Annotated in this window: 26 protein-coding genes; 15 read left to right on the top strand and 11 right to left on the bottom strand. The window is 39.5% G+C overall.

What is annotated here, in order from left to right:
- Positions 1–60: 60 nt before the first annotated feature.
- The 10 genes from SYJ56_RS17040 (at position 61) to SYJ56_RS16995 (ending at position 8,964) form a co-directional block, all read left to right on the top strand.
- A complete protein-coding gene (locus SYJ56_RS17040) occupies positions 61–642 on the top strand; it encodes a YeeE/YedE family protein (RefSeq protein WP_323836162.1) in 582 nt (193 codons plus the stop codon).
- 12 nt (positions 643–654) lie between these two features.
- A complete protein-coding gene (locus SYJ56_RS17035) occupies positions 655–1,140 on the top strand; it encodes a DUF6691 family protein (protein WP_323836161.1) in 486 nt (161 codons plus the stop codon).
- 248 nt (positions 1,141–1,388) lie between these two features.
- Complete coding sequence (locus SYJ56_RS17030) at positions 1,389–2,564, top strand: MFS transporter (protein ID WP_323836160.1); 1,176 nt, start codon at positions 1,389–1,391, stop codon at positions 2,562–2,564.
- Complete coding sequence (locus SYJ56_RS17025; RefSeq protein ID WP_323836159.1) at positions 2,561–3,277, top strand: acyl-[acyl-carrier-protein] thioesterase; 717 nt, start codon at positions 2,561–2,563, stop codon at positions 3,275–3,277. The genes SYJ56_RS17030 and SYJ56_RS17025 overlap by 4 nt, the downstream gene beginning before the upstream one ends.
- Positions 3,278–3,383: 106 nt before the next feature.
- Positions 3,384–4,430, top strand: coding sequence for a c-type cytochrome (locus SYJ56_RS17020; protein ID WP_323836158.1), 1,047 nt, complete (start codon positions 3,384–3,386; stop codon positions 4,428–4,430).
- Positions 4,427–5,773, top strand: a complete 1,347-nt coding sequence (locus SYJ56_RS17015) for a hypothetical protein (RefSeq protein WP_323836156.1) — start codon at positions 4,427–4,429, stop codon at positions 5,771–5,773. Before SYJ56_RS17020 ends, SYJ56_RS17015 begins: the two co-directional genes overlap by 4 nt.
- A gap of 490 nt (positions 5,774–6,263) precedes the next feature.
- Positions 6,264–7,256, top strand: a complete 993-nt coding sequence (locus SYJ56_RS17010) for a fatty acid desaturase family protein (RefSeq protein ID WP_323836154.1) — start codon at positions 6,264–6,266, stop codon at positions 7,254–7,256.
- Positions 7,257–7,263: 7 nt separating this feature from the next.
- On the top strand, positions 7,264–8,466 hold the full coding sequence (locus SYJ56_RS17005) for a DEAD/DEAH box helicase (protein ID WP_323836152.1): 1,203 nt from the start codon (positions 7,264–7,266) through the stop codon (positions 8,464–8,466).
- Positions 8,467–8,476: 10 nt separating this feature from the next.
- Entirely contained in the window at positions 8,477–8,764 is a 288-nt protein-coding gene (locus SYJ56_RS17000; RefSeq protein WP_320898154.1) for a cold-shock protein, read from the top strand.
- A 5-nt stretch (positions 8,765–8,769) separates the two neighbouring features.
- Positions 8,770–8,964, top strand: coding sequence for a cold-shock protein (locus tag SYJ56_RS16995; RefSeq protein WP_086501652.1), 195 nt, complete (start codon positions 8,770–8,772; stop codon positions 8,962–8,964).
- A gap of 91 nt (positions 8,965–9,055) precedes the next feature.
- Here SYJ56_RS16995 and SYJ56_RS16990 read toward each other — a convergent pair whose 3' ends face one another.
- A complete protein-coding gene (locus SYJ56_RS16990; RefSeq protein ID WP_323836150.1) occupies positions 9,056–10,057 on the bottom strand; it encodes a 2-hydroxyacid dehydrogenase in 1,002 nt (333 codons plus the stop codon).
- A gap of 2 nt (positions 10,058–10,059) precedes the next feature.
- Positions 10,060–11,238 (bottom strand): hypothetical protein, encoded by a 1,179-nt coding sequence (locus SYJ56_RS16985; RefSeq protein ID WP_323836148.1) that lies wholly within the window; start codon positions 11,236–11,238, stop codon positions 10,060–10,062.
- A 266-nt stretch (positions 11,239–11,504) separates the two neighbouring features.
- Between SYJ56_RS16985 and SYJ56_RS16980 the strand changes: the two genes are divergently transcribed.
- Positions 11,505–11,933, top strand: a complete 429-nt coding sequence (locus tag SYJ56_RS16980; RefSeq protein ID WP_323836145.1) for a Dabb family protein — start codon at positions 11,505–11,507, stop codon at positions 11,931–11,933.
- Here SYJ56_RS16980 and SYJ56_RS16975 read toward each other — a convergent pair whose 3' ends face one another.
- The 3 genes from SYJ56_RS16975 to SYJ56_RS16965 all read right to left on the bottom strand — a co-directional run bounded on the left by SYJ56_RS16975 (position 11,934) and on the right by SYJ56_RS16965 (position 14,533).
- A complete protein-coding gene (locus SYJ56_RS16975; protein WP_323836143.1) occupies positions 11,934–12,341 on the bottom strand; it encodes a hypothetical protein in 408 nt (135 codons plus the stop codon). It lies immediately after the preceding gene.
- A 127-nt stretch (positions 12,342–12,468) separates the two neighbouring features.
- A complete protein-coding gene (msrA, locus tag SYJ56_RS16970) occupies positions 12,469–13,539 on the bottom strand; it encodes a peptide-methionine (S)-S-oxide reductase MsrA (protein ID WP_323836141.1) in 1,071 nt (356 codons plus the stop codon).
- A gap of 346 nt (positions 13,540–13,885) precedes the next feature.
- A complete protein-coding gene (locus SYJ56_RS16965; protein ID WP_323836139.1) occupies positions 13,886–14,533 on the bottom strand; it encodes a GDSL-type esterase/lipase family protein in 648 nt (215 codons plus the stop codon).
- 296 nt (positions 14,534–14,829) lie between these two features.
- On the opposite strand from SYJ56_RS16965, the gene SYJ56_RS16960 reads away from it, so the two are divergent.
- The 3 genes from SYJ56_RS16960 (at position 14,830) to SYJ56_RS16950 (ending at position 16,746) form a co-directional block, all read left to right on the top strand.
- Complete coding sequence (locus SYJ56_RS16960; RefSeq protein WP_323836137.1) at positions 14,830–15,951, top strand: DUF4407 domain-containing protein; 1,122 nt, start codon at positions 14,830–14,832, stop codon at positions 15,949–15,951.
- 127 nt (positions 15,952–16,078) lie between these two features.
- On the top strand, positions 16,079–16,333 hold the full coding sequence (locus tag SYJ56_RS16955; protein ID WP_323836135.1) for a DUF6364 family protein: 255 nt from the start codon (positions 16,079–16,081) through the stop codon (positions 16,331–16,333).
- Positions 16,330–16,746 carry a PIN domain-containing protein gene (locus SYJ56_RS16950; protein ID WP_323836133.1) on the top strand — a complete coding sequence of 139 codons (417 nt, stop codon included), beginning with the start codon at positions 16,330–16,332 and terminating at the stop codon, positions 16,744–16,746. Before SYJ56_RS16955 ends, SYJ56_RS16950 begins: the two co-directional genes overlap by 4 nt.
- A 36-nt stretch (positions 16,747–16,782) precedes the next feature.
- Here SYJ56_RS16950 and SYJ56_RS16945 read toward each other — a convergent pair whose 3' ends face one another.
- From SYJ56_RS16945 to SYJ56_RS16925, 5 genes are all read right to left on the bottom strand, one after another.
- Positions 16,783–17,544, bottom strand: a complete 762-nt coding sequence (locus SYJ56_RS16945; protein ID WP_323836131.1) for a DUF5995 family protein — start codon at positions 17,542–17,544, stop codon at positions 16,783–16,785.
- A 1-nt stretch (position 17,545) separates the two neighbouring features.
- On the bottom strand, positions 17,546–18,274 hold the full coding sequence (locus SYJ56_RS16940) for a VIT1/CCC1 transporter family protein (RefSeq protein ID WP_323836129.1): 729 nt from the start codon (positions 18,272–18,274) through the stop codon (positions 17,546–17,548).
- An 11-nt stretch (positions 18,275–18,285) separates the two neighbouring features.
- On the bottom strand, positions 18,286–18,618 hold the full coding sequence (locus SYJ56_RS16935; RefSeq protein WP_323836127.1) for a hypothetical protein: 333 nt from the start codon (positions 18,616–18,618) through the stop codon (positions 18,286–18,288).
- A gap of 148 nt (positions 18,619–18,766) precedes the next feature.
- Positions 18,767–19,168 (bottom strand): DUF779 domain-containing protein, encoded by a 402-nt coding sequence (locus SYJ56_RS16930; RefSeq protein WP_323836125.1) that lies wholly within the window; start codon positions 19,166–19,168, stop codon positions 18,767–18,769.
- Between the two features lie 77 nt (positions 19,169–19,245).
- Positions 19,246–20,772 (bottom strand): aldehyde dehydrogenase family protein, encoded by a 1,527-nt coding sequence (locus SYJ56_RS16925; RefSeq protein ID WP_323836124.1) that lies wholly within the window; start codon positions 20,770–20,772, stop codon positions 19,246–19,248.
- Positions 20,773–20,951: 179 nt separating this feature from the next.
- Here SYJ56_RS16925 and SYJ56_RS16920 point away from each other — a divergent pair, with 179 nt between their 5' ends.
- A complete protein-coding gene (locus tag SYJ56_RS16920; protein WP_323836122.1) occupies positions 20,952–21,875 on the top strand; it encodes an AraC family transcriptional regulator in 924 nt (307 codons plus the stop codon).
- Positions 21,876–22,470: 595 nt separating this feature from the next.
- Here SYJ56_RS16920 and SYJ56_RS16915 read toward each other — a convergent pair.
- Positions 22,471–23,496, bottom strand: a complete 1,026-nt coding sequence (locus SYJ56_RS16915) for a glycosyltransferase family 4 protein (protein WP_323836120.1) — start codon at positions 23,494–23,496, stop codon at positions 22,471–22,473.
- Between the last annotated feature and the right edge of the window lie 22 nt (positions 23,497–23,518).

Raw genomic sequence — 23,518 nt, 5'->3', positions numbered from 1 at the left:
AAATGAGGCTCCTGGAATCAATGCTGCTTGGTAAATAAATTACCCTCAAACATATAACATATGAATCAATTTATTGATTGGATATCCCAGCCATGGCCATGGTATGTGGCAGGGCCGTTGATTGGCCTGACCGTTCCCGCCTTATTGATCTTGGGAAACAAGAGTTTTGGCATCTCTTCTTCTCTTCGACATATCTGTGCGATATGCATTCCTGCGAAAATCCCCTTTTTTCAATATAACTGGAGAAAGGAGACTTGGAATTTGGTCTTTGTACTTGGCGTTTTGATAGGAGGTTTTGTGGCTACCACATTTATGTCAAATCCTAATGAAATAGTCATTGCCACACAGACGCAAGTTGATTTGGCAGCATTAGGCATCACCGATTTCTCAGGCTTGATGCCATCGGATATTTTCTCTTGGCAAAATTTATTCACTGCTAAGGGATTAGTATTCTTTGTTTTAGGAGGATTTCTTGTTGGATTTGGAACTCGCTACGCCGGCGGATGTACTTCTGGACATGCGATCATGGGGATCAGTTCCTTGCAATGGCCATCACTAGTCGCGACCATTTTCTTTATGGTTGGTGGTTTTCTGATGACTCAGGTGTTTTTGGCTCCTTTAATGAAGTTGGTAGGATTTTAATCGAAAATAGAAATGAAGGTAGCAGAAAGAAATATTCAAGAAGTGGTTTGTGATGCGCCAAATTCTCAGGAGACTGGTGAGACAGGTTTGGCATTGGGAAAGTATTTGATTCTCGGGATCTTATTTGGGATTGTGTTTGTGAAAGCCGAGATTATTTCTTGGTTCAGGATACAGGAAATGTTTCGATTGGATTCTTTCCATATGTATGGAGTGATAGGTGCGGCGATTGTGACCGGGATTATTTCAATCCAACTGATTAAGCGATTTAAGATTAAATCCATTGCTGGTGAAGAAATCAAAATCCCTAAAAAGGAATTCCGTAAGGGACAGATCATCGGAGGATTTATCTTCGGGTTGGGCTGGGCGATTACTGGGGCCTGTCCGGGGCCTCTTTTCGCGCAGATCGGAAGCGGATTCACAGTTGTACTTGTGACACTACTTTCAGCAGTTGCGGGAACCTGGGTATATGGAAAATTTTCGGATAAACTACCGAATTAGAATATTGATTGGTTCAGGCCACTTTCTGAAAGGGAAGTGGTTTTTTTAGTCAAAAACTTTTTTAATTATAAAGCGCACAATAAATATTGCGGTAACGATTACGGCTCCTGCTATGACCAGTTCCATATATATTTTGATAAGATAAGGTAGACTAAGGTAACTAGATTTCAGAAGCAATGTTCTGGGGCTCGCATGATTTTGAAGTTATGTTCCGTACTTTTGTGAGCCTCTTAAACCTATTTATTTACATGAACATACTTTCCAAAAGACGAACTGCCCTGGGGGCTTTTTTCTTTTTTATCGGGCTTTGTTTTGCCTCTTGGGCAGCTAGAATTCCAGATATACAAGCCAAATTTGATCTTTCAGAAGGTAAATTGGGTACTTTATTGTTGTTTTTGCCAATCGGATCAGTCATAGGTTTGCCCATAGCTGGGTGGGCAGTACATCAATATGGTAGCCGGAAAGTCATTATGTTTGGCAGTTTCGCTTATGCGTTGACGTTACCATTGATTGGATTAAGTCCCTCATTATATATGCTGGCTCCGGTTCTTGTTCTTTATGGAATGCTGGGAAACGTGATGAATATTTCACTGAATACCCAGGGTCTGGCACTCGAGGATGAAATGGGCAAAAGTATTTTGGCCTCTTTTCATGGTTTGTGGAGTTTGGCAGGATTTACGGGAGCAGGTATTGGAGCAGGTATGATTTTTCTCAATGCTTCCCCTGCACTGCATTACGCAGCGGTGATGGTTATCTCTATTGTAATTATTTTGAGCGCAAGGGGATATATTATCAAGGATAAAAAAACTCCCGAAAGTGGAGGCGGATTGGTTATGAAAAAACCAGATGCGCTTTTGCTAAGAATCAGTCTTATTGCTTTTCTGGGTATGATGGCAGAAGGATGTATGTTTGATTGGTCTGGGGTTTACTTCAAGAAGGTTGTTCAGTCAGACCCTTCATTGATTGCTTTGGGATACGTCGCTTTTATGGGAGCAATGGCTTCAGGAAGATTTATTACGGACAAGATAGCTGCAAGATTTACCAAGGTGGCTGTAATCCAGATAAGTGGAGTTTTGATATTTATTGGATTGAGTTTAGCAGTTTTGTTCCCGTCCGTAGGTGTGTCAACGGCAGGATTTTTACTTGTCGGTTTGGGAGTAGCATCGATCATTCCCCTTTCATATAGCATTGCGGGCCGATCTAAGTTGTATTCTCCAAGTGTCGCTCTTGCCTTAGTGTCGACCATTTCATTCTTCGGGTTTTTACTAGGCCCTCCATTGATAGGATTTATTGCGGAATTATTTAATTTGAAAGTCTCTTTTGCATTAATTGCTTTGTCTGGATTGGGGATTACTTTGCTTTCGAGTATTAGGAAGGCGGTTTTTCTTATTCCTGTCAAGCCTTCACCTAGCCGAGCTAAATGAATTACAATCCTTCCTTTCAGTTTCAAAAAGATTTTGAAGTTCGTTCCTATCAGGTCGATCCTGATGGGAAGTTGAGCTTGACAGCATTATCTAATTTGTTTCAGGAAATAGCTTGGAGGCATGCTGATTCTGCTGATTTTGGGAGGAACTTGCAAGAGCAGAATCTGTCATGGATTCTTGCCCGAATTGATATAAAATGCAAAAATCTACCTTCTTGGGGCGATTCGATCAAGGTTTATACTGCTGGTAGGGGGGTGGATAAGCTTTTTGCTTTCCGTGAGTTTTTGATCACAAATTCCGAAGGTGATATTCTCGGTCAGGGAATGAGTTCTTGGGTGCTGATGAATGTAGTGACCAAGCGGATTTTTAGGCCAGAAAAAGCGCTTCCGCCGGAGCTTTTTGATCCAGAGGAAAAGCCAGAGTGGCAGCCAGAGAAGATCAGACTAAAAGGGGAATTACTGAAAAGTGAGAAATTGAAAGTCAGGTATTCGGATCTGGACTTAAATAATCATGTAAACAATACCAGCTATGTGCGCTGGGTGGAAAATATCCTTCGTGAAAACGGTTGTCATACACTTCCATTTCTGATTAATTACCTTGCGGAATGTGTCATGGGTGATGAACTCGATATTCAACTTTATAAGTACCAGGATCATTTTATAGTGCAAGGAACAGTAGAAGGAAAGCAGGTTTTTTTAGCAGAAGCCAAATAATAATGCCAGCATAAGCTCAAATCATAGTTTTTTCTATAGACAAAGTGATCTTCGTCACATGCTTTGAGGATGATTAACTCCATTTTTGTAGCTTGATTATATAATTATGAATCAGACTTCTAAACCTCTTTTAAAGCTATTTCCTCTTGTTGTCGGACTTCTGGTTACGGTTAGCCTCCTTGTAGGCTTAGTTGGCGGTATTTTATATTTTGATTATACAGGAATTGAGCCATCCCAAGAGTATTTAACCAACGCTCAACAAACACCGATGGAAACTAAGTCAACTGCTTTGATGGATCCAGTTGGTATGTGGACTGCACCAGATTGGACTTCTGTTGATGAAGAGCCTAATGCTGACCAGATAAAATATGGCCGTGAACTTATAGCCAATACGGCGGAATATCTTGGGCCAAACGGGAAAGTTAGAAAAATGTCAAACGGGTTGAATTGCCAGAATTGTCATTTGCAGGCAGGTACGGTTCCACTTGGAAATAATTATTCCGCTGCCAAAAGCACCTATCCGAAAGTGCGTGGAAGATCGGGGAATTCCGAGGATATTCAAATGAGGATCAATGGCTGCTTCCAGCGTAGTTTGAATGGTGAAATATTGCCAAATGATAGCAAGGAAATGATAGCCATCGTTGCTTACATGGATTGGCTTGGGCAGGAAGTACGACAAGGAGAAAAACCAAAAGGCGCCGGAATATATGAGGTGCCTTTGTTGGATAGAGCAGCAGATCCGATTCGAGGTAAAACTATTTACGAAAGACAATGTGTGACCTGTCATATGGTCGATGGGCAAGGGGTGATGAAAACAGATGGCAATGGCTATATATATCCGCCACTTTGGGGCGAGCATAGCTATAATCAGGGGGCCGGACTATTCCGCATGTCAAGATTTGCTGGGTATGTGAAAGCTAATATGCCCTTTGGTGCGACTTACGAAAATCCAATTCTCACAGATGAGGAAGCTTGGGATGTAGCGGCTTATGTGAATAGTTTGGATAGGCCAATACGAGATTTCCCAAATGATTGGCCGGATATTTCTAAAAAACCTATGGATCATCCTTTCGGTCCCTATGCTGATGAATTCTCTGAGGAACAGCATAAGTTTGGCCCTTTCCAGGCAATAAAAGCCTCTGCCAAGAAATGAAAAGATTTGCATTTGGACTACTCATTTTTATTCCATTTCTAACTATCGCGCAGCAGCCAGATAAAAAGCTTCAAGTGGCACCTGACGTTCATTTTAGAATGTTTTGGATGAGTACGAGTTATTCGAAAGACTACAAGGAGGATTATGCTTTGGGTACTAGTTTGAATTTGGGTACAAAATTTAATTATGTCAAACACTGGGAATTTCGTGTTGGATATAGCGTTTATGCAAACCTTAGGAGTAGTGATCTAGCATCCCTAGATCCAGTAAGTGGAGGAGGAAATCGATACGAAGTAGGATTATTTGATCTGTTAAATCAGCAGGATCGTTTTTTTGGGAAGTTGGAAAATCTATCGCTAAGCTATTCAAAAGCCAAGTGGGGGGTGTCAGTAGGGCGAATGGGGATTAATACGGATTGGATCAATGCGCAAGACGGCAGACTTTCTCCCACAGGAATAGAAGGAGTGAAAGTTTGGTTTGCGACAAATACTAACTGGGAATTCTCTGCTTGGGGAATCGGAAAGATGAGTGTGCGCGGGACGAGTGAATGGCTTTCAATAGGGGAAAGTATCGGAGTGTTTCCAGTTGGTCGAAATCTGAATGGGGATGGTTCCCAATATGCTGGAAGCACCGAAAGTAAGTGGATAGGGATTACTGAAGTGACAAAGGAGTGGTACGGGGTTAATCTGACTTTATCCAATACCTTGGTTCAGAATATTTCTAATACAATTTGGACGACATTGGAAAGAAAGTGGCAGAATGAGAAAGCCGGAATTACTTGGCTATGGGGTGTGCAGGCTGGGTTCCAATCTGGCTTGGGAGATGGAGGGAATGAGAATCCAACATTCCAGTACAAGGATCCCAAAGACAGAAACTGGGCGGTCTCCACTCAATTTGGTTTCAGAAATAATGCATGGAACCTTAACTTGAATTATACCAAAGCTGGAGGAGAAGGACTTTGGCTTAGTCCAAGAGAGTGGGGGAAAGACGCTTGGTATACATTTATCCCAAGAGAAAGAAATGAGGGATTCAGCTCACTGGATGCGCTCACTTTTTTTGCAGAATACACGTTCCCCAATTCAAATTTGAGCGTATTTAGTCATTTAGGGTTCCATTGGCTTCCTCCTTTGGATGCTCCTTCAGAGAATAAATATAACATGCCATCATACAGTCAGGTTAACTTAGGTCTGAAATATAAGCCCAAGTCAATCTCAAAACTCGATTTTCAATTGTTGGTTGTGAATAAAGATGCCTTGGGAAATCCGAGCGTAAAAGCTGGACAGGAGTATAATAAGGTCGGGATGATCCACGTCAATGGAATTGTGAATTGGAGATGGAATTAAGTTTGCTATTATCTGCTTTGTAAAAAAAGATGAACGATTCAGTGCTTCTATGTTGCATTTTTAAAGCCATCTTCTTTATTTAGTGGATCTAGATGAGGGAAGATTTATACAGTATTAGGATTTACGAAATCTTCTCCTCACCTTTGTACGCATAAAGGCGCTGTCCACGAGATATCCTTTTTACTTGAAATAAAGTATGCGTTGATTATCAACCTGCTTAAGTAGCAAATTCAAGAGTTTCCCCTCGTAAAGGTTTTAATTCTTCATCTTTCTACTTTTTTAATTCTTAAGAATCGGTCAAGTCCGTTCTTCGAATTAAAACCTGCAGAGAAAATCCCACGGGAAACATTAGTATTTATAATTTAATTTCAGTGCCATTAAGACAGTAAGGTTCTCAGAATCAGAATTATCTGAATTCTCCCAAACATTAAGAAAACGAGTTTATGGACATTTTACGTCCACAAACAAATCGAAGTACGGAAACACGGAAATGGTTGTCAAAACCATCATTCTTGTCTCCTTGTATGTTGTGCCTATTTCGTTAGTGATTACAGGCGTGGCAACCACCACATTCCAATTATTTGCATGTTATTTATTTTCAGCTTTTGGAATGGCTGGTGTGGGTATGGGAGTAATGCATGATGCAATTCATGGTTCTTATTCCAAAAATAAAAAAGTTAACACTTGGATAGGCTACACTCTTGATATGGTGGGAGCAAGCTCCATGGTTTGGCACCTTCAACACAACGTGCTTCATCATAGCTTTACCAACATTGACGAGCATGACGACGATATTAATGCACCATTTTTTCTAAGGTTCTCCCCGAATGCTGAGAAAAACGGTCTCCATAAATATCAGCATCTATACGCATGGTTCTTCTATTCGCTTTCTACCCTTTCATGGGTGACAGCAAAAGACTTCATAAGATTCACTAGATATTACAACAAAGGCCTAGTAAAAGGTGGTGAGAAAGCATACAAAAAGGGAATAGTTAAATTGATTTTCCTTAAGCTGGCTTACTTCGCTGTAGTGTTAGGTTTACCGATTATTTTCTCACCATTCTCTGTGGGAATGATACTTCTAGCTTTTGTAATGATGCACTTTGTTACTGGATTTGTCATTACAATGGTATTCCAGATAGCACATATCGTAGAAGTAGTTGATTTCCCCAAAGCTGACACCAACGGTGTAGTAGAAGGAGAGAGAATACTTCACCAGTTGGCTACTACCTGCAATTTTGCTCCTAAGTCAAAAGTTTTATTTTGGTTTGTTGGAGGATTGAATTTCCAGGTAGAGCATCATTTGTTTCCTGATATTTGCCATGTGCATTATAAGGATATAGCACCAATTGTAAAGGCTACAGCTGAGGAATTCAATGTGCCTTATTATTCTAAACCACATTTTTTAATGGCTGTGTTGGACCATTTCAAAATGCTCTATGTATTGGGTAACGAACCCGAAATGGAGCCAATCAAAGCCTAATTTTCCTATGAATACAAATAGAAATAGTACTACAAGACCGCCTGCAAATCAAAGAAGAAATTCTCGTCCGGCAGGAAGGCCAGTTCAAAATAAGAAAAAGGAATCGAAACTAGATCCTAATTTGTTTGTCAAAGTGGCTCAGCCTAGTGGACAACAAGGATTTCGTTCAGAGACACCTTTCTCCAGTGTCAATCTGAATGCTTCTTTATTGAGAAATCTGGAAGCAAAAGGATACGAAAGTATGACCAATATTCAAGAGCAGGCTATTCCTGCTTTGATGGATAGAAGAGATTTACTTGGTATATCAAATACTGGTTCTGGTAAAACAGGTGCTTTTTTGATTCCGATCATTGAGCATGCTAAGCTAGATCCGCAGAATTTCACAGCTTTGATTGTAACTCCCACTCGTGAGTTGGCTTTGCAAATTGAAGAGGAATTTAAAAGTCTTAGTAAAGGAATGAACTTATATTCTAACACTTTCATCGGTGGCACGAATATCAATTCTGACTTTAAGGCATTAAGCAGAAAGCTTCATGTGATTGTAGGTACACCAGGTAGATTGTTGGATCTGGCAAACCGTAAATTACTGCATCTCAACCGAGTAAATACACTTGTGTTGGATGAGTTTGATCGTATGTTGGATATGGGTTTTGTTCATGATGTGAAAAAACTCGTAAATTTAATGACTAAGAGAAGCCAAACAATGCTTTTCTCAGCAACATTAGAACCTAGCCAAAAAGCACTCATCGATGGATTACTTAATAATCCTGTTGAGATAAAAGTAAATACTGGTGGAACAACCAGTGAGAATGTAGATCAAGAAATTATTCGTGTGCCGGAAGGCAAGAATAAGTTTGATATACTTGCTGATTTATTTAGAGGAGCTGCTTTAGACAAAGTGATTATTTTCACTGAAACCAAAAGGCTGGCGGATAAATTAAGCAAGCAATTAAATCAGTCCGGTATTAAGTCTGGGTTGATTCATGGAAATAAATCCCAAAATTTCCGCAATAGAACTATAGATGAGTTCAAAACCGGAATGACTCGAGTACTGGTTGCAACTGATGTAGCGGCCAGAGGTATAGACGTAGCTGATGTATCCCATGTGATCAATTACCAGCTTCCCATGTCTATGGATAGTTATATCCACAGAATTGGCCGGACAGGTCGGGCCGGAAAAACCGGTAGGGCCATAACATTTGTCAATTAAAATCGTCGCAATGTCAAAAAACCAAAACACATTCATTAAAAAGCAAAAAGCAGAACTTAAAAAGAGAAAAAAGAGAGAAAAGCAAGAAAAGATGGCTGCTCGTAAGGATCAGCCGAAAAGCGGAGATCTGGACGATATGATTGCGTACGTGGATGAGTTTGGTAACATCTCAGACACTCCGCCAGAACCAGAACCACCGAAAAAAGAAAATCCGCAAAGGAAAGAAAATGCTCCTAGAAGAGAATATCCGAACAATGCACAACAACAAAATAATAGAAACACCAATTTAAAAAGTTAGTAATCATGAATGAAGGAACAGTAAAATTCTTTAACACAACCAAAGGCTTTGGTTTTATTACACCAGCAGACAACAGTGAAGATGTATTTGTACACCACTCAGGTCTAGTACACGAAATCCGTGAGAACGATCACGTTACTTATGACGTAGTTCAAGGTAAAAAAGGCGTTAACGCTGTGAACGTGAAAGTAGCTAAGTAATTCCAATCGGGCCTGGCCCAGTTAAGAAATACAAAGTTTGATGCCTGCAGATCTATGATTTGCAGGCATTTTTATGTTCAAAAAGATTGGGTTATGCTTCTTTCCATACTACTTCGTTGGTCAATTTCTTGCCTTCTTCCAGCTCATCAAGGTTTTTTAAAGTGATTTCGGAGATTTGTGACAAAGCTTCGTTAGTGAGAAATGCTTGATGTCCCGTAATCAGGACATTGGGAAATGTCATCAGCCGGGCGATATCCTCATCCTGCAGAATTTCCTCTGACCGATTTTGGAAAAACAGATCTTCTTCTTGTTCATACACATCAATACCCAAATTCCCCACCTTTTTGATTTTCAGTGCTTGAATCACTGCCTTGGACTCTATCAATGCGCCTCTACTTGTATTGATCAATACTACTCCGTCTTTCATCTGCGCTAGTCTCTGCTTATTTATCAGATGGAAGGTGTCAGAATTCAAAGGACAGTGAAGCGATATGATATCACTTAGAGTCAATAATTCATCAAGAGACATATAAGTGACTCCCTGCTTTTTAAGTTCCTCATTCTCTTTGATATCATAAGCCAATACTTTGCATCCTATACCAAGCATGATTCTGCTGAAGGCCTTGCCTATTGCCCCTGTACCTATTACTCCGGTAGTTTTCCCGTTAATATTGAATCCGGTGAGACCTTCCAAGGAATAGTTGTTATCCCTAACCCGATTATATGCTTTGTGTGTTTTACGGCTCAAAGTCATTAATAATGCTAATGCATGCTCTGCAACTGCCTCAGGACTATAGGCAGGTACCCTACATATTTTGAAGCCCAATTCAGCCGCTTTTTGCAAATCAACCTGATTATACCCAGCGCACCTTAACACAATGCTTTTTACCCCTATTTCATTAAGAATGTTGAGGATTTTTTCATCCAATTTATCATTCACAAAAGTGCAAATTGCATCATAGCCCTTTGATAGAGCTACGGTGTTGCTGTCCAGTTTAGGTTCGAAATATGTGAATTCGTGTGAGTGATCTGGTAAGATGTGGTCGAAGCTTTGTTTGTCGTAGGATTTGGTGCTGAAGAATGCCACTTTCATGCTCAGTTGGTTTGAAGTTGATATATGGAAAAGCGAGTAAATTCTTCTTCAATTTCCATATTTTCACGCTCCTGAACTAGTATTTTGTTGTCGGGTAGTGGAAGAATTAAACTGCCATCTATGCCAGAGAGCTCATGTTGGATTTGCTTTCCATTTTTGAAAATCAATATTCTCTGCTCCGCTTCATCAAATTGTCCCAAATACGGGTTTTCTTCTGAGTTTCTGCTATCATACTCAGCCTGTGATATTCCCGTGAAATATTGTAAGATATAGGTTTCATTTCCAAGGTTGAAAAGCTTTTGATTTTTGGCAGATAGCCTGCCTAATTGCATGGCTTTTTCGTCTGAAAATGAAGTGCCAATTGGGATGGGGGGATAGGTTGTAAATACAGAATGAGTAATCGGAATAGAACGGCTTAAAGAAAGGGCAGGTAAATTATAGATTAGAATTTCGCTATCTAAATTTTGTACTACTGCTAATTCATTTCTTTTATGATCAATGAAAAATGATTTTCCCATTAAATCTGAATATATATTTTCTGTTGAATTATAGATAGAGTTCGCTTCATAAGGGACAACCGATTTTACTGCACCGCTCTGCATATTTAATTGATAGAAGTTTTGCAGAGTATCCTTGCCTTCCTGATTGTGGATAAGATGAGTGGCGGTGAGATAGTTGCTAGGGCCAACTAGTAGGTATGTGGTGTCATTTGCATGATAATACGGTGGTCTTCCCAAAGGCGTATTGGCACGAATGGGAAGGGGGGACATGATTCTATGCTCATGTATTACCTCATAATTTTTGTTATAGCTGAATACTGCAAATGGCAATTCAACAATACGCTGTCTGTCAGGCCCAAACCCTAAGCCGATGGGGTTCCAATTCCCATATTTCCCAGGGCCATCGCCTTTCATATTCACTCGATTTGTAATTGTACCGTTTTCTGAGATCTCCAGAATGTCATCTTCATTGATAGCATAGCCCAAATAAATCTTTTCATCTGGATTATAATCGAGGATAGAAACTCTGGTGAAATTGTCCACTTGGAAGGAGTCTATTTTGATGAGTTCATATTTTTCTTCCTTTTGACTTGAGGTATCTCCGTTTTTTGTAGAGCAACTAGCTGCAATGGTTAATAATACTAAGTAGAATGCGAGGGTAAGATGGATAGGATTTTTCATTTATTTATATTTCGTAGACCTACTAATATTTCGTTAAATATAGAAAAAGTCTGAAAGTCCCCGAAATTTTGAACTGAGGTTTTACTATCCTCCTTAGATTTAGAATAATTTGTTGAATCTCCTTAGCTTAGTCTAAAATCTATAACCTATGAAATCGAGCATGACGAAGATCGTTCCACACTAAGATGATTATAACCATGCGAGATTCCATCCCGTTTCCTTCGTCACGGGAAAGGTTATGCACTTAAAAATCAAATTATAAACAGATGAAAAAACTACTCTATTTTATTCCTTTATTTTTAGCACTCTCCTGCGCTGAAAAAGAAAAACAAGTTGAAACAGAAATTACAGAAGAAATTCGCGAAGAACCTATGACAGCAAAACCTGATTCAGTACTACGACACAATGTTTATTTTAGCTTCAAAGAGACCTCATCTCCAGAAGATATTCAATCTGTAATAGATGCATTCAGAAATCTTCAGAACGAAATTGAAGGTATTGAGGAGTTTGAATGGGGTATGAATACCAGTCCAGAAGGTCTTAATCAAGGTTTGACTCATGCATTCACTTTGACATTTCATTCCAATGAAGCAAGAGATGCATATTTGCCTCATCCAGCCCATGAAGCTTTTGGAGCTATCCTCGGGCCTCATTTGGATAAAGTGACAGTAGTAGATTACTGGACTCGTCCTTAATTATTGATCAAAGGGCAAAGCTGATCCGTCAGTTTTGCCCGAATTGTTTACTGTTAGCACTTCTGTGACTACAAAGTTGCTCGCACCTCTCCAAGGAAGCATTCCATTATATTCTTTGTAGCGAAGTTCTACAAACTTGCCTGAAGCTCTTTCCAGCTGTTCTGCAACATCATCGTCCGATACGCTGAACCGAAACTCGTTGCTCTGAAGTGCTCCTGCTGTAGGGCTTTGAAAACCTTCCTGGACTACTCTGCCTTCATATGTTTTGAAGATTACTCCTTTTTTTACGAAGTAATTTAAGCTTCCTGCTTTTACACCTTCTCCAAATACGAAGTAGAATTTGTACCAAAATATCCCGGCGAAAATTCCGATTATAACGATACCAGCAATCCAAGCAAATTTTTTCATAATGAGAACAAGTTTGACTTAAAGATAGAAATCGGGATGATTTATAATTGAAAAACCTATCAAAAAAATCGCTTATCTCCCTCGGTCAATAAAAAAGGCTACCCGAAAGTAGCCTTATGAAGAAAAATCAATTAACCAACCACAAGTAATCTCCATACCCAGAAGCTTCCATCTCTTCTTTAGGGATGAATTTCATCGCTGCTGAGTTCATGCAATACCTTAAGCTAGTAGGCTCTGGTCCATCGTAGAAAACATGTCCTATATGGCTTTTTCCAAACTTGCTTCTGACTTCCACTCTTAGCATCCCAAGATCGTCGTCAGTGGGCTTTTCTAATGCTCTAGCGTCAATTGGCTTAGTGAAGCTAGGCCATCCTGATCCTGATTCATATTTGTCTTTGGAACTGAAAAGAGGAGCCCCAGAGACTATGTCCACATAGATCCCGTCCTTTTTGTTGCCATTGTATTCATTTTGAAAGGAAAGCTCTGTCGCATCTTCCTGAGTTACTTCATACTGTAAATCTGTCAAGGTTTTCTTCAACTCAGATTTGGGAGGGGCTTTATATTGTTTCTCGCTGAGCTCAGGCCAGTGATCTTTGATGAATTTATCACGCCCAGACCCACTTCTGTAGGAGTAGTAGTCCTGGGGTTTTTTCTTATAGTAATCTTGATGATACTCCTCTGCAGGGTAGAAGTTTGTGTACTTGATCACTGGGGTAGCTACAGGTTTTTCAAATTTTCCGGACTTATCAAGTAGCTTTTTTGACTCTTCGGCAACGCTCTTCTGCTCGGAATCATGATAGAAAATAGCAGATTCGTACTGAGACCCTCTGTCATAGAAGGAGCCACCTACATCGGTAGGATCGAAAGTTTGCCAGAAAATATCCACTAACTCAGAGTAGCTGATCACTTCGGGATCGAAGGTGATCTGTACAGATTCTCTGTGTGAAGTCTTTCCGCTGGACACTTCACCGTAAGTTGGATTTTTCTCTTTGCCACCGGCATATCCTGAAATTACTGTGATCACTCCATCTAAGCCTTCAAATGGTGCTTCTACACACCAAAAGCAGCCTCCAGCAAAGGTGGCTTGTTCTGTATTTCCTTGATAGTCTGCAAGTTTATTTGCATCTGCGGATGCTTCTTGATTTTGAACCGATGTGTTTCCGCAGGCAAACATCAGTGCTACGATAAGAGATAACATGGGTGTTATAAGTTTATTTGAGCTAAACATGTTTTGGTTCTTTTTTGATATGGATGATATAGCAATCATTTAACACTAAACTCAATTTAACTATTTCTGTTTTGAGACTTAATGTGTTTTAAGATTCTAATACGTGAAATACGAGAGGAATCCTTGCTCGGTTTGTCTTATAAATTACATTTAGCAGAATTTCATAAACTTTTATGTGGTAAAAATTGACTCGCCACAGTTTTTTGAATCTAATGGCCTCAAGAATTGGAGGGTCAGGAATTGATTGTAAATGAGGTGATCAAACTCAAGGAGTGGGATAAGAACAGGTTTTTGATTAACGATGAATAGCTCCCAGTTACTCCAAAAATGGTGTGAAAATCTCCTTCCAAAGAGCATAACCTTTTTCATTCATATGGAGATTGTCTTCGATGAAAATGTCTTCTCTAGGCTTTCCTGATTCATCCAGCATGATATCCCAGACATTCACAATATTTACATTGTCATGAGTAGTGGCATATTGTCGAATCAGGTCATTTAAAGCTAAATAAGACACTTTCTTTTCCCATCTAGCAGGACTTGGCTTTGCTGCGATGAGGTTAACAATTGTGTTAGGGTACTTAGCATGTATTTGCGTGACTAGTTCATCTAGGTTACTCATGATTTCTGATATTTCCTGACCAGAATTGATATCATTGTCGCCCTCATAGATGAATACTTTTGAGGGTTCAAACCGAAGGACAGTTTTGTCCAAATGAAGGAGTAACTCATCTGCTTTAGACCCACCAAATGCTGAATTAATTATGGCTACATCAGGAAATTGATCTTGCAGGTTTTTCCACATTCTTACGCTAGAGCTGCCGGTAAAGACCACACTTCCTTTTTCCCAGCCAGTAGAGTCGATTTCAATAGCTCGCTTATTCACTTCCTCTTGAAAAGGCAGATTCTGAGCGAACGTGAATTGTGTAAATAGGACTAAAACTAAAGCTGGGATAAAATTCTTCATGAGTTAAATATACTCAAGTTGAGGGTAAATTTTTAGGTCGCGGATATTCAAATTGTTTGCTGATTAAGATCTGCTGAACAAAATCGTGCAGATGGCGAGCATTTTCGAACAGTTCGTACATAATTCGATTTTGACCTGTTGGCGGCAAATGGTAATTTTTATCACTAAAAATACCTCTTAGTTGTCAGGAATAAGCGTTTTTACAAGGATTCGTCACATTTCATTTCTGAAATCACAAAGTCTATATTTTTGGAGAAGTTTTAGCGTAATGTATTTAGATCAACCAATTACTGTATATGAATAGAATTACTCGTTTTTTCTGGTTTTGCAGTGGAGCTAACTTCTCTTTACTCAAGAGATCACCCACAGAATCCAATAAATATATAGGAATTGGAGCAACGGTGTTCTTCACCGGAGTATTGGCAGCTTTGGCAGCAGGCTATGCTTTATTTATGGTTTTCCAGTCCATTTGGCCGGCTATCTTTTTTGGGTTGCTTTGGGGTATGATGATCTTCAATCTGGATAGATTCATCGTGTCTAGTATGCGGAAGAAAGAAAATGCCTGGGCTGAGTGGAAACTTGCAATTCCTAGATTGGTGCTCGCGGTGTTACTCGCTTTAGTGATTTCCAAACCTTTGGAATTGAAAATGTTTGAGCGGGAAATCGATCGTAAAATCGATGAGAAGAGAACTGAATTTATCGCGGAATCAAAGCTAAACTTAGCTAAAGGCTTTCCGGAGATTCAAGAACTTGAATCCAAAATTGACACGTTAAAATCCGAAGTGGTGAACTTCGAAACTTATCGTAATCAGCTGCAAAATGAATATGATGCTGAGCGATTTGGAGAAAAAACTGCCAGTACAAGTGGAATTGTGGGCTTGGGAACCAATGCAAAAAAGAAGGAGGAGCAACTTGATGCTGCTCAAGTGACGTTGGATGGGTTGAGGCTGAGAAATCAAGTGAGAATCGATACGCTGGAAGCACAAATCCGGGAATTTATTGCACTACGTCAGCTAGAATTTGAAAAACAGCAACCTGGAATTGAAGGCTTCGATGGACTTGCTGCTAGGATGGAAGCACTTGCTGCTTTGACGGAAGAAAGCTCAGCGATGGCTATGGCAAATGTTTTCATTATGTTGCTTTTTATTGCGATTGAAACAGCACCAATCTTCGTGAAATTGATATCACCACGGGGACCTTACGATGAGTATTTGGAACTACATGAAGATAGAGTTAGACTTTTCAAGGGTGAAAAATGGACTTTTGCTAAAGGCGAATCGGATGCAAGAGTTGGATACTTCCAAGACACTCATTTCTATGCTTCCGATCTCCAAAAAGATAAAACCAATCGAAAAAACAAGGCTCAGACTGAAGCGGAAATCTCCGAGTTTGAATCTGGGTTTAAGTTTAAGAGCTGATAACAAAACTGTTTAATAGAAATCTGATTTTCTATATTTTTTTAACTAGTTTTTCGAGAAATGCTAAAGTGAATTGGGTTTACGTATAGAAATAATTATCTTTACGTATGATTTAAATAATTGCGATATGGATTCGAAAGTTACGCTATCCTTTGACAAGGATGTAATTGATCGGGCAAAGTCTTTTGCAGAGCAAAACAACATCAGTCTTTCTAGATTGACTGAATATCTCTATTCTCAAATCACCTCCAAAAATTATAAATCCCTCGAAGAGCTACCCATATCTGATTGGGTTGATTTCGTCGCTGAGGGACGTATTGAATATCGAAAATCGCAAATCAGAAAGGACTTGAAGGATGAGTTCTTCTCTTCCAAGAAATGAAGATTTTTCTTGATGCGAACGTATTGATCTCTGTCTTAAACAAGGAGTATCCCTTATTCCCTATTTCTTCACGAGTACTTAGTTTAGCCGATCGAGATGATATGAAACTTTATAGTTCTCCGATTTGTCTTACGATTGCATTTTACTTTTCAGAAAAGAAGAGTGGTGCTGACATGGCAAAATTGAAGATCGAAATGCTGTCCAAAAAGATTTTGATGACCACTGTGGATCAAACTATTTGCAGCCAAACTTTATCCAACCGACAAATCCAGGATTTTGAAGATGGATTGGAATATTATTCTGCTTTGGGGAGCGATTGTGAAGTGATAGTCTCAGAAGATTTAGACGGCTTTTATTATTCTAAAATCCCGGTATTGAACTGCGAAGGGTTTTTGACGGAATACATTTTTTGAATGCCTGCCAAAACCTCGATTGTGTAATTTACTGAATTACTGAGTTTCAGTTTCTTTCACCACCCTATCCAATTGATCCATTATTCGGCTGACGGATTTCCATTCTGCGAAACCCACTATTTTCACTATAAACAATAAAAACTTACCTGGGTTGACCAGCTTGTTTGCCAGCTTGGCAATGTTAATATCTCGCTCCAGTATTGAAGCTGTTCGATCTTCGCAAGCATAGTATTCTCCAGCGTATTTCCATGCGCCGTCTCTTGCGAGCTGGATTGAGAAATTCAAGAGCATTTCATCTCGGCCTTTGGCTAATGGGATTAACCATCCAAAAATAGGAGAGACTTTACTTATATTGTCTTTGACTCCATCTACCAATTCTGCCAAAACGGAATTGATTTTATTGAAATCATTTTGAATTCCAGCAATAGGCTCGGTCCCCATCGTGTCTGCAGCAGATATTCCCAGATCTAAATTGATATGTGCATTGATGCCAAGAAATAAATGTTGGAGAACTAGATGCTTATTGGCCTTACTAGCTTCAAAAGCCAAAAACCAGCTTTCTGTAGGCTTTTGGCCATTTTTCCATGCATCATAGGCATTAATAAATCTTCCTGCAAAAAGCACATCCAGTTTTTCCATTCTTGGGTTGTCTTCAAATTCCCGTACTAGGATCCCGTCCCTTATTCTCCGTGTGACTTGTCTATATAGAATTGCAAAATAGCCAATGCGTGATTGATGGCTTTTGCACTCATCTACTATTTGATCCATTCGAACCAACACCTCATCTATGGTTTTCATGTCATTTTTTTATAAAAAAGTTTTCAAGAATATCACCTACATAATAAGCTACAATCGCAGCTAAAAGTCCTAAGGCAACTGTTTCCGCAATGCTCTTAGTCGCCGGAGTTTGGTTTACTAACGATTTTAAAGCTCCAATCACTACAAAGGCAAGCCCGGTAAGGGCACTTGTCCAGAAGAAAATATTAATAGTGGATGGGTAGAAAAATGTCCAGAGATAAACTAGTAGTGGGATAAATCCAACAATAATAAAAGATACGAAAGTAGCGAGGCCGATCTTAAAGGGGCTTTTGGTTTCCTCCATTAAGTTAAGTTCATCTTTCATCATTTCGGCTACCCATAGATCTTTGTTGGAAGTGATTTGATCCACTACTTTTTCCAATAAATCACCCTGAAATCCTTTTGCCCTATAAATATCCGTGATCTCCTCTCGCTCTACTTCAGGTAGATTTTCTATTTCCCAATACTCAATTGATTCGTGTTTTTTAAAATTTTCCTTATCGCTTTTAGCGGATAGATATGCTCCTACAGACATGGAGAAGCCATCAGCAAGCAAATTTGCAAAGCCCAGAATTATGATAATTCCAGAATCCAAATTAGCGCCGAATCCACCGGCTACTACGGCAAATGTAGTGATAGCGCCGTCAATTCCTCCGTACACAAACTCCCGAAGGTATTCCTGAATTTTTTGGAAGTATTTGCTCACTTGGTGGATATGTGCTTCGTTCATTATTCTAAGTATTATAGGAAAAATCTTTTCACATTCTCACCTGATAGCGATTTTGAAGCTATAGTAATCGTCTCCATGGCTGTATTTGCTTCTTTTATTCTAGGGTAATCTAAATTATCTAACTCTCCATGCTGAATGAGCTCTTTTTCCAATTGAAGTGCATCGCAATGTAGGTCTGTGATAAAGTCAATCCTTCCATAGACCGCATGGGCTTCTATTTTCACAGAATAGAGTGATGACGATTTGAACGGGTTTCTTTGAAACTCGATATATGGAGATACTGTAACTCTCGCAGCAAAATAAATTAGGGCTATAACCCCAAGTGCGATAAGTGATTTCTCCATAGCTAATTGATATGCATTTGAAGATACTAAAAAATGATTCTTAAGAAGAATTGAAAGTAATTTAGCTTTCTTCTACTAATTCATGTGACTATAATTGTTTTTTAAAGGCCACATGGAATCTCGCAAGGTAAATTTATCTCACTGTGTGTCATTCTTCGACATGCTCGATTTCATCGCCTGTTTTGATTGGGCTTAGTTTTTCTAATTCTTCCGAGGTAAATAATTTGGAGCGGATCATAAACCGAATCCCCATCGGGATTTCAATAGAAAAACTACTGCCTCGACCAGGAGTAATGTCTAGTGTCAATTGGGTATGCTTCCAATATTCGAATTGGTCAGCACTCATAAAGAAATCGCATCCATAAACTTCACCTAGCCAAATATCTTGGCCTCCTACTTTAAAACCTCCTTTTTCAAAACACATAGGAGAGGATCCATCACAGCATCCTCCGCTTTGGTGAAACATGAGTTCGGAACCACAACGCTTACGAAGTGTGTCAATTACTTCTTTTGCTGCTTCTGTGATAAGGACTCTTTTGATAAATTCCATGGTTTTTTGGGCGTGGTTAAAGGAAAGAAAGGCAGGAGAGACTTCCCCTGCCTTTACTGATCTTAGAAATTGACAATTTAAAAGAAGCCTAATTTATTCTTATCGTAAGAGATAAGCATGTTTTTGGTTTGTCGGTAATGATCCAGCATCATCAAATGGTTCTCTCTTCCGAATCCTGACTTTTTGTAGCCTCCAAATGGCGCATGTGCGGGGTAAGCGTGATAGCAATTCACCCAAACACGACCTGCTTGTATAGCGCGTGGCACTTGATAGAGCTCGTGAGCATCTCTTGACCAGAGGCCAGCACCTAGACCATACATGGTGTCATTGGCTATAGCTATGGCTTCCTCAGTAGTCTTGAAAGTAGTCACACAAGTGACTGGACCAAAGATTTCTTCTTGGAATACGCGCATTTTATTATTGCCTTTGAAAATCGTTGGCTTGATGTAATAACCAGTTTCCAGACCAGAGTTTAGTCCGGCGCTTTCGCCTCCGCAGAGTGCAACAGCTCCTTCTTGCTTTCCAATGTCGAAATAAGAAAGAATTTTCTCATACTGGTCATTGGAAGACTGGGCTCCCATCATAGTGTCTTCGGCCAATGGATGTCCCATTTTGATAGCTTTGGTTCTTTCTATAACGCGCTCCATGAATACGTCATAGATATCTTCATGCACGAGAATTCTTGAAGGGCAGGTGCAGACCTCGCCTTGATTCAATGCGAACATGACAGCTCCTTCAATTGCTTTATCGAAGAATTCATCATCTGCGTCTGCAATAGACTTCATAAAAATATTTGGTGATTTACCTCCCAATTCCATGGTGACAGGAATTAAATTTTCGGAGGCATATTGCATAATCAGGCGACCTGTTGTCGTTTCACCTGTAAATGAGACTTTGGACACTCTGTTGGATGAAGCAAGTGGTTTCCCCGCTTCTACACCAAAGCCTGTGACTACGTTCAAAACTCCAGGGGGTAGCACATCTGCAATTAGCTCCATGAGTACCATAATGCTTGTAGGAGTTTGTTCAGCAGGCTTTACAACTGTACAACATCCTGCTGCGAGAGCGGGAGCAATTTTCCATGTTGCCATGAGCAATGGGAAATTCCATGGGATTATTTGAGCAACAACTCCAAGCGGTTCGTGTAGAGCGATGCTTATTGTGTGCTCATCATGCTCAGAAATCGTGCTTTCGTCGGCTCTGATGACTCCAGCAAAATATCTGAAGTGATCTATGCAAAGCGGAAGATCTGCTGCTCTCGTCTCACGTAATGCTTTTCCATTGTCTACAGTCTCCAGTCGGGCGAGCATCTCAAGGTTTTCTTCCATGATGTCCGCAATTTTATTCAGCACTCGACTTCTTTCGGCTGCTGATGTTTTGGACCAAGTCTTGAAAGCCTCATGAGCAGCATCTATTGCCTTTTCTACATCCTCCTTGTTTCCTCTTGCTGCCTTGGTAAATGGTTTTCCATCAATAGGAGAAATGTTGTCAAAATATTCACCTGAACTTGGTGCCACCCATTTTCCACCAATGAAATGATCGTATTTTGCCTTTACGGATGGGCGATCCAGAGGCTTGGATTGAGATAATGTTAATGTTGTCATACTAGACGGTTATTTTGGTTATGTTCAAATCTCCATAGTATCTAGTACAAAAAATTACACTGGAACAACATCCCATCAACCTATGTTGATAAATGTGGATAGAGCATAAATAGAGTTAAGTGAAATTGTAAAAGGCTATCCGATTTCAGAAAGCCTTGAATTAGTTGTAATTTAATAGCATGACCCAAAATAATTTTATTGCTGGTGTCCCTTGGAGGAATACCAGAGATTTGAAAACATTGGTGGAGAATCGAACCACTTACACGTTGGATAACTGTGAGTTAAATATTTTCGAAACTCATCAGCAGGCTGCTGATGTCAATTTGGTTTTTGGAGATCTGGTTTTGACCACCATGCTCAAAGGCAAAAAGGTAATGCATTTATTTGATCGCCCAGGCTTTGATTACTTGCCAGGTGAGTCAGTGATAGTCCCGCCAAATGAAGTGATGAAAATCGACTTTCCCGAGGCTCAACTGGATAATCCTACCCAATGCATTGCTCTATCTATTTCGAAAGAAATGATTGAAGCTACTTTCAATCTTTTGAATGAAAAATTCCCGGACAAGATGATTGAAAAAGATTGGGGGCTCGATCTCAGTCATTTTCATTTGATCAATACTCAGGATCTCTCAGAAATAATCAATCGTTTTATAAGGATAGGAGTCAAGGATGGTTCAAAGGAAAAAGACCTAATTGCTTCTCTAGCACTCAAAGAACTCTTAATCAGGCTGAGTCAGACCCAAGCTCGGGACATGATGGAAAAGACCTACAAAGAATTGGCTGCTGGAAATAGGATGGCGCATATAGTAGAGTATATCAAGAAGAATATCCGTGAGATAATTTCTCTTGAAGAGCTAGCATCTCAAGCTTGCATGAGCAAAGCGCATTTTATCCGCACCTTTAAGCAAGACCTGGGTTTGACTCCAATGGAATTTGTGCTTCATGAGAGATTGAAGCTGGCAAAACAATTTTTGAATATAGGCGGATTTCAGATACAGGAAGTTTGTTACATGTCTGGCTTTCGCAATATCACTTATTTTATTCGCGCATTTAAGCAAGAATTTGGGTTAACTCCAAAAGTATTTCAGTCCCAAAAGAGTTAGTTTTTATGAATTTTGGCAGAAAACAATTATTTGTTTTTGGGCGCTTTAAAACATTTTCGTTATGTTTATCAAAGTATCAAGATCAAAAAAACAAATACACAGCAAGGATTACAAAAGTATATTTGGTTTTAGATGATTGACAATAGACCCACTCTTGGGGGCTTTTTCCGAAAAGCCCCCTTTTTTTATAGCAATACTTTTTGATGAAATTGTTTAACTTGAGAAAATCGGTTTAAAAAATTATTAATTCAGATCATTTTTTTGCTAAGATTCAAAAAGTTGGTTAAAAAGAGTGAATGAATTAGGATTGGTGCTTTAAAATTGAAAATTTGGCATAAGTGAAAAAGCCCTCTTGAAAATTCCGAAAAGGCTTGTTTTGAGAATTAAAATACTGAATAGATTTCTCGTATGTTTTTGTGCTATTAAACTCATTATTTTTTCATTAAATCTTGTAAGCTGCTGATTTCACAATATTTCTTTTGTCGATTTCCAGATGATTAGGGCAGAATACATCGGGGTTGTTTAGGGAAATAGCTGGTGGTTAATTAGTTGTATGATCCTTATATTGGAATTAAATCAGTGGAACGTTTTTGCTCTAGAAATCCAAGATTCTTATCAAGTCCTTTTTCCGCTTCTCAAAGGGGAAGTGGGTCTGAATTCTTGCTTGAGCGATTTGGCCTAGGCTTGCTACGTCTGATTTTTGGAGATTAAAGATGAGGGCTTCTAAATCCGGATAGTTCTTTTTTTGCAAGATCAATTTTTCATCTCCAATAATCTCTGGAATTGCACCGACAGCGGACCCAATGGGAATACAGCCGCAGGCCATAGCTTCCCCTAGTGCATTAGGAAAACCTTCTGAAGTAGAAAGCTGAAGGTAGATTTCATGAGAATTGTAGAGCTTTCGCAATTCGACTTTTGACTGTTTGCCAAGAACTTTGATGTTTGAATAGGGGGAGAAATAGTTTTCGTCTCCCACCAATGTGATATTAAAATCTGGATGTAAAGAGGCTAATTGTTCAATCAAATCGTAGCCTTTGACAATAGCTCTAGAGGGATTTGAAGTGCCAGTTGCCACAGAAATGAAAGTTTGGGTTAATCGCACAATTTCAGTGTCTTTCCAGAATTTAGTATCAAATCCATTTGGGATTACCTGAATTGGAGTTTTAAGATCAGGAATCAAATTCAAAAGTCCTTGTTTTGGGGAAATGGAAGGATCAAAACTATACTCTTGTTTTACCAAAGCATCAGCCACAGGTAAGATCAAACTGCAGTTTCTGAAACTGTAGATAGTAGCTTTTCGCAGCCTTTTTTTTCTGAAATTTCCATATCCGATTTCTGGCATGTTGATACAATCTGTTCCACCGGCTTGGATGATACATTTCTTGCCAAAAACCTTCCCCAACCATACGGGTAATACAGAATGATAACCGCCAAAAAAGCAAAGATATTGCGTGGTTTTCGGCAGGTACCAAAGCAATTGAAAAAACTGTAAAATAAAGTAAAATGGAAGTTGAACTGGGTTTTGAGTAAACTCTAACGGTTTGATTTCTAAATCTGGGCTGATCATCTCCAAATCACGGTCAGTGAACGCTGTTCGTACGGGATAGGTGTAGATGATCATTGTTGGGTTTTGGGGAATTAAA

Origin of the sequence: Algoriphagus aurantiacus, assembly GCF_035156405.1 — a bacterium.
GTDB lineage: Bacteria > Bacteroidota > Bacteroidia > Cytophagales > Cyclobacteriaceae > Algoriphagus > Algoriphagus aurantiacus.
This window is presented reverse-complemented; position numbering and strand designations above follow the sequence as displayed.